Source organism: Actinomyces urogenitalis (genome assembly GCF_002861525.1).
Classification (GTDB): Bacteria; Actinomycetota; Actinomycetes; order Actinomycetales; family Actinomycetaceae; genus Actinomyces; species Actinomyces urogenitalis.
This window is the reverse complement of the sequence record NZ_PKHA01000007.1, coordinates 59,576-71,638: the sequence shown is the minus strand read 5'-3', so window position 1 is coordinate 71,638 and position 12,063 is coordinate 59,576. Positions and strand designations below refer to the sequence as shown.

General features: G+C 69.0%; 7 protein-coding genes. 3 read left to right on the top strand and 4 right to left on the bottom strand.

Translation table 11 applies throughout. From position 1 onward, the window contains the following. Positions 1–359: 359 nt before the first annotated feature. From CYJ26_RS07515 to CYJ26_RS07505, 3 genes are all read right to left on the bottom strand, one after another. Complete coding sequence (locus tag CYJ26_RS07515) at positions 360–1,043, bottom strand: TetR/AcrR family transcriptional regulator (protein WP_034237323.1); 684 nt, start codon at positions 1,041–1,043, stop codon at positions 360–362. 185 nt (positions 1,044–1,228) lie between these two features. Then, complete coding sequence (locus CYJ26_RS07510; RefSeq protein WP_101638225.1) at positions 1,229–3,940, bottom strand: ATP-dependent Clp protease ATP-binding subunit; 2,712 nt, start codon at positions 3,938–3,940, stop codon at positions 1,229–1,231. 906 nt (positions 3,941–4,846) lie between these two features. Continuing rightward, entirely contained in the window at positions 4,847–5,782 is a 936-nt protein-coding gene (locus tag CYJ26_RS07505; protein WP_101638224.1) for a hypothetical protein, read from the bottom strand. Positions 5,783–6,459: 677 nt separating this feature from the next. Between CYJ26_RS07505 and lysX the strand changes: the two genes are divergently transcribed. From lysX to CYJ26_RS07490, 3 genes are read left to right on the top strand one after another with little or no spacing between them, the layout of a single operon-like run. Next, positions 6,460–9,777, top strand: coding sequence for a bifunctional lysylphosphatidylglycerol synthetase/lysine--tRNA ligase LysX (lysX, locus tag CYJ26_RS07500; protein ID WP_101638223.1), 3,318 nt, complete (start codon positions 6,460–6,462; stop codon positions 9,775–9,777). After that, positions 9,774–10,508: a DUF998 domain-containing protein gene (locus CYJ26_RS07495; RefSeq protein ID WP_024036238.1), complete on the top strand. Its 735-nt coding sequence runs from the start codon at positions 9,774–9,776 to the stop codon at positions 10,506–10,508. The genes lysX and CYJ26_RS07495 overlap by 4 nt, the downstream gene beginning before the upstream one ends. Continuing rightward, positions 10,498–11,397, top strand: a complete 900-nt coding sequence (locus tag CYJ26_RS07490) for an alpha/beta fold hydrolase (protein WP_180950872.1) — start codon at positions 10,498–10,500, stop codon at positions 11,395–11,397. The genes CYJ26_RS07495 and CYJ26_RS07490 overlap by 11 nt, the downstream gene beginning before the upstream one ends. A gap of 20 nt (positions 11,398–11,417) precedes the next feature. On the opposite strand, the gene CYJ26_RS07485 is transcribed toward CYJ26_RS07490, so the two are convergent. Then, on the bottom strand, positions 11,418–11,945 hold the full coding sequence (locus CYJ26_RS07485; RefSeq protein ID WP_006547637.1) for a YceI family protein: 528 nt from the start codon (positions 11,943–11,945) through the stop codon (positions 11,418–11,420). Between the last annotated feature and the right edge of the window lie 118 nt (positions 11,946–12,063).

Sequence of the window (12,063 nt, the reverse complement as noted above, 5' to 3'; positions counted from 1 at the left end):
TAGACGCCGTTAAGACTAGTGACGATTTGGTGTTTTCCAAGGTTTTTCTCGATCGTCCACCACTGGGCGACCTACAGACCAACAGCGACTAAACCCTGTAATTCCAACAAAAACGCCCCCCTCCTGCGCGGTTTCTTCACCTATTTTTTTCGTGACGAACACCACTGCATTCTCGACACTCTCAGAGACAGTCTCTTGCCGCCTCACGGCCCCAAGGTCGAACGTCCCACGCCGCCGCCCCCTGGCAGCGCGCTTCACGACGACGTCTCCGCGAGCCGGCAGTACAGACAACGGTGGTCCCGGGAGCTACGCTCCCAGGGCCACCGCAACCAAGCTCGTCCTAGATCTCTGTGTCTGCCCTACGGCAACCGCCACAGCTCCTTGAGCCCATCGACGTACAGCTGGATCTCCTCCACCATCTGCGTGGCCAGTGCCTTGCTCGCCGCGCTGCCCGGCGTCGTCGAGCACAGCCACTGGATCTGCAGACCGTCACTCAGCGCGGTCAACGTCCTCGCAATGAGCAGTGACGGCGCCTCAGGCCGCACCAGCCCCCGCTTCTTACCCAGCTCCAGAGCCTCTTCCATGCTCACCACCGAGGTCTCCAGGTGCCGAGCGAACCACGTGTGCGCCGGGTGCTCCGCGTCCATGACCGAGGCCGCCGTCGCCGTGTAGATGGCCACCATCTCCCGCTGGTGGGTGTTGTGCTCCACCAGACGGACAAAAGCGTCCAGCACACCCCAGGGATCAGAATCATCCACGGCTGCCAGGAAGGCCTGCCCCGTCTCCTCGTCACGGTGTTCCAGCACCCGCGCGAACAACTCCTCCTTCGAGGAGAAGTGGTGCAGCAGACCCGCTTTCGAGATCTGCGCAGCCTCTGCGATATCCGCTAGCGAGGTCCCGGCGTAGCCGTGCGCCCCGAACAGCCGTACCGCTTCGGTCAGCACTCGCTCACGCTTGTCCTCACTGCCTGCCGGCGGACGCCCCGGCCCGCGCCGACGAGGCTGGGGCGAAACGTTGGAATCCGAGGACTGTGAGGTAGCCATGCAGGCATTGTCCCATCTCGCGCAACACGGTGCTTCCAGTGCCTAGGCCAGCACCCCTCGCCAACCTGCAGAAGCGGCCCGGCCGGTCCTAGACCAGCCGGGTCATCCTTCCTGCCCGCAGCGCCGAGCCCAGCCGCGCTACCGACCGCGCTGCGCCGTCGGCAATCAGTACTCGCTAGGCCGGCTCACACGGCGCTGGCTGCGCTCGGCGCCCAGGCCTCCCCGCGTGCCGCGAGCACAAGCCCTGCCGAGGCGCCCTCCGGGCTGACGTCGACGACGACCTCCTGGCCGTCGAGCACCTCGCCACCCAGGATCATGCGTGCCAGCTGGTCGCCAATCTCGCGCTGGACCAGGCGGCGCAGCGGGCGCGCCCCGTAGGCCGGGTCGTAGCCCTCGTCCGCCAGCCAGGAGCGAGCCGCGTCAGTGACCGTAAGCGTGAGGCGGTGGTCCGCCAGGCGCTCCTGCATCTTGTCCAGCTGGATCTGGACGATGCGGCCCAGCTCCTCTTTGCTCAGGGCGTCGAAGATGAGGATGTCGTCCAGGCGGTTGAGGAACTCCGGCTTGAAGGAGGCACGCACCTGGGTCATCACCTCGTGCTCCTTCTCCTGCGGGCTCATGATCGGGTCGATGAGGAACTGGGAGCCCAGGTTGGAGGTGAGCACCAGGATGACGTTGCGGAAGTCCACGGTCCGGCCCTGACCGTCGGTCAGGCGCCCGTCGTCGAGGACCTGCAGGAGGATGTCGAAGATCTCAGGGTGGGCCTTCTCCACCTCATCCAGCAGCACCACCGAGTAAGGGCGACGCCGCACGGCCTCGGTCAGCTGACCACCCTCCTCGTAGCCCACGTACCCCGGGGGTGCGCCAACCAGACGCGCCACCGAGTGCTTCTCGGAGTACTCGGACATATCGATGCGCACCATGGCGCGCTCGTCATCGAAGAGGAAGTCCGCCAGGGACTTAGCCAGCTCGGTCTTGCCCACGCCCGTGGGACCCAGGAAGAGGAAGGAGCCGGTCGGACGGTCCGGGTCAGCCACGCCAGCGCGCGAGCGGCGCACCGCGTCAGCCACAGCCGCCACAGCCTTCTTCTGGCCGATGAGGCGCTCACCAATGACCTGCTCCATCTGGAGCAGCTTGGCCTGCTCGCCCTGCATGAGCTTGCCAACCGGGATACCGGTCCACGAGCCAACCACCTCAGCGATCTCCAACGGGCCGACCTTCTCGGCGATCATCGGCTCGCTCGCCGCGCGCTCGACGCCGTCGGGGCCCACCACCGTCTCCGCCGCAGCCTCGGAGGCCTCGGCGTCACGGATCTGCTTCTCCAGGGCCGGCATCTCGCCGTAGCGCAGGCGCCCAGCCTCCTCGAAGTCGCCGTTGCGCTCAGCCAGGTCAGCCTTGGTGCGCAGCTCGTCCAAGTGGGCACGCAGCTCACCGATGCGGTTGTGCCCCGCCTTCTCCGCCTCCCAGCGGGCGTTGAGGGCCGTGAGCTTCTCGGTGGCGTCAGCCAGCTCAGCGCGCAGCTTCTCCAGGCGCTCGACGGCGGCCGGGTCACTCTCGCTCGACTCCTCCAGGGAGTCAGCCAGGTAGGACTCCTCCATCGTCATGCGGTCCACGCGCCGACGCAGCTCGTCGATCTCCACCGGCGAGGAGTCCAGCTCCATACGCAGGCGCGAGGCGGCCTCGTCGATCAGGTCGATCGCCTTGTCCGGCAGCTGCCGGGCGGTGATGTAGCGGTCGGACAGCTGGGCCGCCGCCACGAGGGCGCCATCGGAGATCGTCACCTGGTGGTGGGCCTCGTACTTGGGTGCGATGCCGCGCAGGATGGCGACCGTGTCCGCCACCGAGGGCTCACCGACGAAGACCTGCTGGAAACGACGCTCCAGGGCCGGATCTTTCTCGATGCGCTCACGGTACTCGTCCAGCGTGGTCGCACCGACCAGCCGCAGCTCGCCACGCGCCAGCATGGGCTTGAGCATGTTGCCCGCGTCCATGGCGCCCTCGGAGCCGCCGCCAGCACCGACCACTGTGTGGAGCTCGTCGATAAAGGTGACGACTTCGCCGTCGGAATCCTTGATCTCCTGCAGGACGGCCTTGAGCCGCTCCTCGAACTCGCCGCGGTACTTCGCGCCCGCGACCATGCCCGCCAGGTCCAGCGCGATCAGGCGCTTGCCCCGCAACGAGGTCGGGACGTCCCCGGCGACGATGCGCTGGGCCAGCCCCTCGACGACCGCCGTCTTGCCCACGCCCGGCTCACCGATGAGCACCGGGTTGTTCTTGGTGCGGCGGGACAGGACCTGGACCACGCGCCGGATCTCGGAATCGCGGCCAATGACCGGATCGAGCTTGCCCTCGCGGGCGGCCTCGGTCAGGTCCGTGCCGTACTTCTCCAGCGTCTTGTAGGTGCCCTCGGGGTTGGGCGAGGTCACGCGGGCGTTGCCGCGGACCTTGGGCAGGGCGTCACGCAGGGCGACCGCGGTGGCGCCAGCCTCGGCGAGGATGCGGGCGACCGGATCGTTGGAGGGGCTGCCCGAGGCCAGGCCAATGAGCAGGTGCTCGGTCGAGATGTAGTCGTCGTTAAGGTTCTTGGCCTCCGTGGAGGCAGCCTCCAACGCAGCGAGCAGGGCGCGCGAGGGCTGGGGCTGGCTGACCGAGGAACCGGACGACGCGGGTAGCTGGGTCAGCACGCGGCGGACCTTCTGGCCCACGGCGGTGCGGGTGGTGGCTGCCTGCGAGGAGTCAGGGCCGACGGCGGCGAGCAGGCCGAGGGCCACGCCGTCCTCCTGCCCGAGGAGCTCGTTGAGCAGGTGCGCAGTGTCGACCTGCGGGTTGCCGGCAGCCGCAGCGGCCTGCATGGCGCCGCTGATGGCCTCCTGCGATCGGGTGGTGTAGTTCGTGTCCATATTCGGACCTCCTTGAGGTTGATCAGGCTCGCGGGTCCTGGCCAGGGAGCCGGGCCTGGGGTCCGCACTCCGGTGACGTGCGGCGCGAGCTGCGCGACGCCGTCGGCCGGTGGCGGTGAGGTCCAGGCCTGGTCCCGGGCGGGGGTCCCGTGGGTCTCCGATCAGTCCAACCGAAGCAAGGTTGAGTCTATTCCACTCAACTTCATTTTCCTTCCCCGAATGCGCGTGACGCCCCAGACAGGTGCTGGTTCGGCGGAGCGTGCCAGGGCCAGAGCGTGCGCCGGCGCCGGAGCATGCGCCGAGGCAGGAACTGGCCGCCGGCGCCACGGCAGGTTGCCATTGCCAGGTGCGCGTACCCCAGCAGTAGCCGACACCCCGGCCACACCCCAGCCGGCAGCCGACACCCCGATCCTGTCTGCGCCATGAAGGCCGACTCTGGCCCAGCCGGCCGCCACCTCACTAACTGCCTGCACGCCACCGACCACGTGTGTGCCCGCCGACCACCTCATGCACGACCGACCGCCCAACGATCGATCACGCATTCCCCACCGACCACCCCATGCGCGACCGACCACAAAAACCTCCACCGACCGCCACATTCGCGCGAATACCGTGGTCGCTCGAGGAAGAAGTAGTCCGTCGCGCGCTGGATGGTCGGTCGCGGAGCACAAGGACAGCACACCGACGGTCGATCGAGGAATAGGTGGTCCAACGAGGGCTATGTGGTCCATCAGGACAGAAGGAGGCCACACGCCGACGGTCGGACGAGGAACACGCGGTCCGTCGCGCACTGGATGGTCGGTCGTGACTCGCGCCGTCGGACAGCAAGAGGCCCGCCCACTCCGGCACGACCACCGTCCGGCACCACCTCGCTGCTCCACCGCAGTGCACAGCGCTTGCGAGCATTCAGTGCGTGGCGCACACTCCAGCATCCGCGAGCATCTGCACCATGCACTGACTGCCCCACACGTCACTCCACATCCACCGCACCAGGCGCATGCCGGTCGCCTGCTCGATCGCGATCTCTCGCCGCCGCTCACGCTCGATGACATCCTCGATCCTCCCGCTCGTCAACTCCCGCCCGTACTTCACCTTCCCGTCAAACTCACCGATGACGCCGAGCTCAGGCCAGATGAAATCGACCCGCCCTAGGAACGTGCCCCGCGCATCGAGCACCTTGCGCTGAAGCTTGGGCATCGGCAGATGGTTCTCGATCATCACCGCTCGGCTCAGGCTCTCACCCGGAGACTCTGACTGCGGGTCCGCGAGCTCAATCCATCTCCGCATCGACGCATTGCCCCTCGTTCCAGGATGGCGGTCGACGAGCTCCATGAGGGACTCCTTCGTCACCCACCCCTGTCTGAGCACATGGTCCAGGCTGGCCAGGTTCGAGGCGAGAGACCGGCGTCTGCCCAGGTCGACGAGGGTCTGGGCGACGCTGGATATCGATATACCTTCGGTCTCAACCACCTCATAGTCAGCCGGGCCGGGAAGGGTGCGCGTCGCCGTCGTGCGCCGGCCGCCGGCTCGGCCCACACGAACCAGCTGCACCTGCTCGGGCAGCGCTCCAATGAGCGGGATGCCATGGATGACGGCCGCCGACTCCCGCGCGAGCACCGCCCCCGGGCGGACGCGGTCAACCAGGTTCAACGCACAGACACGCACAAGGTGCTGCTGACTGGCATGAAGCTCGCGGAAGTCCGCTGCGCGCACGTACGCCCCCGGGCACAGTCGGATCAGATCGGCACTGTCCTCGCGGGTCGCGCGTGCCAGGGCGTAACGACTCAGCCCGCGATCTAGCAGGTCCCGGGTCAGCGTGATCTCGATCGGCGCATCCACCATGGTCCAAGGATGGAGGCAGAGGAGCTCGCGCCGCTTGGCGCCTGTGGACGGGAGCTTCCAGGGGTGTCACGGGGCCAGCCTGTGGAGCCCGAGCAACGACTCTGGACGCGGCCGCCGCTCTTCGGGCCGCCTTCGCTTCCCCGATCGACCACCTATGCGCCCACCGACCACCCCATGCGCGACAGACCACAAAAACCTCCGCCGACCACCGCATTCGCGCGAATACCGTGGTCGCTCGAGGAACACGCGGTCCGTCGCGCATTTGGTGGTCGGTCGCGGAGGAACAGGACAGCACACCGGCGGTCAGACCAGGAACACGCGGTCCGTCGCGCATGGGGTGGTCAGGGGACAGCGCCGGCGGCAGGCCAGGGAAAAGCGGCAGCCCGGGGAAGAAGTGCAGACCGAGGAAGAAGGAGGAGTACGAGGACTGAATTGGCCAGGCACAGTCTCCACCGGGCCCCGCTCCACCTCCGCCGAGCCCCGTTCCTCCTCCACTATGCCTCCCACGCTCCTCCTTCAGGCGGAGAGCCCCACCGCCACCAAGGTCCTCCCCCGGCACGAGGACGCGTGAGCCCATGACCGATAGCCTGCTTGCCATGACGCGCCGCCACCCATCGGCGCACCGCGTCGACCTCCACCTCCCACGGCAGCCGACATCCGAACCAGAGAAGGAAGACATGCGTTCTGCCCGCCACAAGCCACCACTGGCCTGCAGGCTGCTGCCCACTGGCCTGTACATCGCGGCTGTCCTGGTGATCATCGAGACGGTCTTCGGCTCCATCTCCTGGGTGGACCGCTCCCTGGACCTGGTCTTCACCTGGCTCATCCCGCTGCCGATCATCGACTGGTTCTCCGCGATCGTCACGATCCTGCTCGCCGCAGGCCTGGGCAGGCGCAAGCGCCTGGCCTGGGTCGCCACCACGCTCATCGCCGCAGGCCTGCTTGTCCTCTACTCGCTGATCCTCGGCGTCGCGCTATTCGTCCCCAACTCCGTCTCGGATGCCCCGAGCCCCGCGCAAGCCACCCCCGAGACGCTGCCCGCGTGGCTCGTATGCGCGATGACGGCCAACGTCATCATTCTCCTCATCATTCTGGCCGCACTGCTGCGCCACCGCGGCTACTACACCGTGCGCTCCCAGCCCGGTGACTACAAGCGGGCCCTGAGCGTCTTCGTCCTGGGCGCCACCACCGTCGCCGTCATCGGCATCAATGTCCTGTTCATGATGCGAGGTGTGGGCCTGCACCAGGTCTTCGACCTGCTCGCCGGACGCCACGAGCCGGACTGGCTCTTCAGCGCCATGGGCCTGGGCTGGGCCCTGTGCGCGCTGGCGTCCCTGTGGCTCATCATGCAGGCCCGGCACAAGGCCGCGCAGATCGACACCGAGGAAGAGCTGCGCATCCGCGCTCTCCTGGCGGACAACCCGACTGACTCCCTGGGCTACTTCGCCACCCGCCGGGACAAGTCCGCGATCCTCACCGAGCACGGCGGCGTGGTCTACCGCTCCACCATGGGCGTGGCACTGGCCTCGGGAGACCCCCTCGGTGACCCCTCGGTGTGGCCGACGGCGGCCCGCGCCTTCCTCACTCACGCCTCCGACTACGGCCTTGCCCCAGCCGTCATCGGCGCCTCGGAGGCCGGCGCGCGCGCCTACGTCCAGGCGGGTCTGAAAGCCGTGCGCATCGGCGACGAGGCGGTCCTGCGTCCTTCCCGCTTCCGACTGGCCGAGCTTCCTGAGGTGCGCCGCGCGGTGCGGCACGTGACCGATCTGGGCTACACCGTCCGTATCCGCCGTCACCGCCAGATCCCGGCCGAGGAGCTGGCCCACCTGACCTTCCTGGCCGACCAGTGGCTGGGCGGCGGGGAGGAGCGCGGCTTCTCCATGGCCCTGTCACGCCTGGGCGACCCCTCAGACGGCCAGTGCGTCATGGTCGAGGCCCTCTTCCCCGCCGGCGACGAGCGCGGCGAGGTCGCCGCCCTGCTCTCCTTCGTGCCTTGGGGCGCCGACGGACTGAGCCTGGACGTCATGCGCCGCCACCCCCGAGCGGACAACGGCGTCACCGAGCTCATGGTCTCCTCGCTCATGGCCGCCGGCTCGGACCTGTCCATCAACCAGGTCTCGCTCAACTTCGTCGTCTTCCGCTCCGCCTTCGAGCAGGGCGAGAAGATCGGCGCCAGCGCCCTGCTGAGCCTGTGGCACAAGATCCTGCTCTTCGCCTCGCGGTGGTGGCAGCTGGAGTCGCTCTACCGCTCCAACCAGAAGTACAACCCGGAGTGGTTCCCGCGTCTGATCTGCTACGCCGACGCCGCAGACATGCCCCGCACGTCCCTGGCCATGGGCGTGGCCGAGGGATTCGTCAACCTCCCGGCGCGCCTGGGCGGGGACACGGGCCCGCAGCCCATGCGCAGCGCTGAGGACTCCGAGCGCCTGCTCGCCGTCACCGCCGGGGCCGTCGAGCGCAAGCGCCCGGCTCGCGTGCCCACTGAGGTGCGCGAGCGGCTGGCGTCGCGCGAGCGGATGCTGGCCGACGGCGTCGAGCCCTACCCCGCCTGCGTCACCGTGACCTCCAGCTGCGCCGCAGCGCTGGCTGCCGGCCCGGCGCAGCCCACCCCCGCCTCCGGCTCCGGCTCCGGCTCCGACGACGCCGCAGCAGGCACCGGTGCCATCTCTCCCGTGACGGTGGCCGGGCGAGTGATGTCCCTGCGCGACCACGGCGGCGTCATCTTCGCCTCGCTACGTGACTGGAGCGGCGACCTCCAGGTGCTCTTGGACGCCGGTGGCGCTGGGCAGGAGTGCCTGGCCTCCTTCCGCCGCCTGGTGCGCATCGGTGACCAGGTGGCAGTCACGGGCGCGCCCGGGGCCTCGCGCAACGGGACCCCCAGCCTCGTGGCCTCCTCCTGGACCATGACCTCCAAGGCCCTGCGCCCGCTGCCGAACAAGCACCGCGGTCTGCAGGACCCGGAGATGCGCGTGCGTCAGCGTCACCTGGCCCTGATCATCTCCTCCCGTGACCGCCGGATGCTCGTGGCCCGCTCCCACGCCATCCAGGCCGTGCGCTCCACGCTGCTGCAGCGCGGCTACCTGGAGGTCGAGACCCCGATGCTCCACCCGGTCCACGGTGGGGCGAACGCGCGGCCCTTCCGCACCCATATCAACGCCTACGACCTCGACCTCTACCTGCGCATCGCCCCGGAGCTCTACCTCAAGCGCCTCATGGTGGCCGGGGCTGACCGCGTCTTCGAGATCGGCCGGTCCTTCCGCAACGAGGGGGCGGACGCGACGCACAACCCCGAGTTCACCATGCTGGAGGCCTACCAGTCCTACGCGGACTACACCGTGATGAAGGAGGTCGTCCAGGACCTGGCCGTACACGCCGCGAAGGCGGCCCTGGGGACCACAGTCATCCGAGGCACCGTGGGCGGGGTCGTCCATGAGGTGGACCTGGCTGCTCCCTGGCGCACGGTAAGCGTGTGCGACGCCGTGGCCGAGCACCTGGGTGAGCCGGTGGACGCCAGCACGAGCCTGGGCACCCTCCAGGCTTTCGCGGACCGCCTCAACCTGGCCTACGACCCGGCCTGGGGCTGGGGCACGCTGGTCCAGCACCTGTACGAGCACCTGGCCGAGGGCACGACGGCACAGCCCACCTTCTTCACCGACTTCCCGGCCGAGACCTCGCCGCTCACGCGCCCGCACCGCAGCCTGCCCCTGCTGGCGGAGCGCTGGGACCTCATCATCTTTGGTTCCGAGGTCGGCACTGCCTACTCCGAGCTGGTGGACCCGGTCCTCCAGCGCGAGCGGCTCACGGCCCAGTCCCTGGCCGCCGCGGGCGGCGACCCGGAGGCGATGGAACTGGACGAGGCCTTCCTCCAGGCCCTGGAGCAGGGCATGCCTCCCACCGGCGGCCTGGGGGTGGGCCTGGACCGCCTCGTCATGATGCTCACCGGCGCCTCGATCCGGGAGACCATCACCTTCCCTCTGGTCAGGCCCGGCAAGTGAGCGCACGACGTCGCACTGAGCCCCCGCAGGGGGCCTCGCCCGCTGGGACGGCCACGCCCGCACCCGGCAGCGCCCGTCCGCAACCCCACTCCCGGTTGCGGGCTCTCGCTCCGGCGCTGGCCATCAGCGTGCTCCTGACCTACAACACCTGGCTGGCCTGGCCGATCAACGGCAATCCCCGGATCCTGACGGGGTACCTGTCTGAGCTCGCAGCCTCCGACCAGCCCTACTTCTGGTTCTTCCGCACCGGCGACCTCATCTCTGCGCTGCTCTTCGCCGTCATCGCCTGGATCGGCAGGCGCGCCTGGCGTCCGTGGCTTGGGCCCTGGGCTCCTCGCCTGGCAGCAGCCCTGGCCGTGGTCGCAGCCGCCACGGCACTGGACTGCGTGGTCGCCCTGCCCTGCGCAGAGAGCCATGACGCCGTCTGCAAGGCGACGCCAAGCCTGGTCCGGGACCTGCACGCGGTGACGTCATCGACCGTGGGCCTGGCCTTCGTAGCCAGCTTCATCCTGGTACTGGCCGCCCTCCTGGGCCGCGGCGGCTGGTCGCGCGCCGCGCTGGTGGTGACCGTGGCCGGCACCGTCTCCGGCCTGCTCATGCTCGTCAGCGCCGTCGCCCCTTGGGTTGCCCCGGGTACCCAGGGCGCGGCCCAGGCGATCCAGGTCCTCATCTGCTCGGCGTGGGTGGCGTGGCTGGCCTGGCGGCTGGATGATGGGGCGCATGAGCGATAGCTGGCAGAGCTGGAAGACTGACGAACACGTCATCCGGTGGCGGCCTTCTCAGCCTCCTCACGGTGCCGCCCAGGCCACGGGCGCCGCAGGGACTGGTGAGCCCACCGCCCCCGCGGTGGCAGCGCGCCCCGCTCCTTCCCCCGTGCTCCTGCTCAACGGCGCAGGCCTGGTCTCCGGAGGCTGGCGGGAAGTCTGGGAGAGGCTGAGGCAGGGCGAGATCATCACCGTGGACCGCCCCGGCTACCGCGGCACCACCCGACGCCGCCTGCCCACACTGCCGGGCGAGGTGCGGGTGCTGGCCAGGGTCCTCGACCGCCTGGGCACAGGACCGGTCACGGTCGCGGCCCACTCGATGGCAGCCTTCCAGGCCGAGGCCCTGGCGCGGCTGCGTCCGGACCTTGTCCGCGGCGTCGTCCTGGTGGACCCCTCGCTCCTGGTGTCCTCCGCCCGCCGGCCCCGGCTGGCGGGCCCCTTGTGGCAGGCGGCCCGCCACAGCCTGGCGCTGCGGCCGGTGCGCGAGTTGGCTCAGATGGGATTTCGCGCCGGGTTGCGTTCCCAGACCCACCGCCCGCAGGAGACGGGACGTCGCGAGTGGGAACGCACCTGGGACTCGCAGGCCGCACTGGCCGCCGGTGCGGCCGAGTGGCTGTCCTACGGCCAGCAGGCCGCTGCCCTGGACCAGCTGCGCCGGCGCCAGGACGCTCCGGCCACCGCCTGCGCCGTCGTCCTCCAGGCTCCGCCCTACGCGAGCAGGGCGCAGGAGGAGGCGCTAGGCGAGGCCTTTGCCGCCGTCGAGCTCCGGCAGGTGCCGCACTCGCGCCACCTCATGATGCTGGACGCGCCCGAGCAGATCGTGGCGGCCATCCGGCAGATGAGCGAGCGATCCTGACGCCGGTGCCACCAGCGGGCTCAGGCCTGCTTGATCGCCTCGATCTCCAGGGTGATCGTGACCTTGTCACCCACGAGGACGCCGCCGGCCTCCAGCGCAGCGTTCCAGGTCAGCCCGAAGTCCTTGCGGGAGATGACCGTCGAGGCCTCGAAGGCAGCACGGTCGTTACCGAAGGGGTCCGTGGCGGCGCCCAGGAACTCGACCTCCAGGTCCACGGACTTCGTCACGCCGTGGATGGTGAGGTCACCGGTGAGGGTGAAGGACTCCTTGGAGCCGGACACGCCCGTGGTCGCGAAGGTCCACTCGGGGTAGGTCTCGACGTCGAAGAAGTCGGCCGAGCGCAGGTGGTTGTCACGGTCGTTGTTGCGGGTGTTGACCGAGGCCGCCTTGATGGTCGCGGAGGCGGTGGAGCCGGTGGGGGTGGAGTCGTCGGCGACCTCGATGGTGCCGTTGAACTCGTCAAACTGGCCGCGAGTCTTGCCGATGCCGGCGTGGCGGATGGTGAAGCCGAGGGTGGAGTGGTCAGCGTCGATGACGTAGGTGGTCATGAGTGCTCCTGTCGAGATGATGGGATCGAGGTCAGTGCAACCTCGATGTGGTTGATGATTAAATCTTAGCTTGCAGATGTTTCATCTTCAATCATTTCTCGCATGAAGGACGCCACAC

Coding starts and splice junctions, on each gene's coding strand:
- CYJ26_RS07490 (WP_180950872.1), top strand. CDS start 10,498: ATGAGCGATAGCTGGCAGAGCTGGAAGACTGACGAACACGTCATCCGG.
- CYJ26_RS07515 (WP_034237323.1), bottom strand. CDS start 1,043: ATGGCTACCTCACAGTCCTCGGATTCCAACGTTTCGCCCCAGCCTCGT.
- CYJ26_RS07510 (WP_101638225.1), bottom strand. CDS start 3,940: ATGGACACGAACTACACCACCCGATCGCAGGAGGCCATCAGCGGCGCC.
- lysX (WP_101638223.1), top strand. CDS start 6,460: ATGCGTTCTGCCCGCCACAAGCCACCACTGGCCTGCAGGCTGCTGCCC.
- CYJ26_RS07485 (WP_006547637.1), bottom strand. CDS start 11,945: ATGACCACCTACGTCATCGACGCTGACCACTCCACCCTCGGCTTCACC.
- CYJ26_RS07505 (WP_101638224.1), bottom strand. CDS start 5,782: ATGGTGGATGCGCCGATCGAGATCACGCTGACCCGGGACCTGCTAGAT.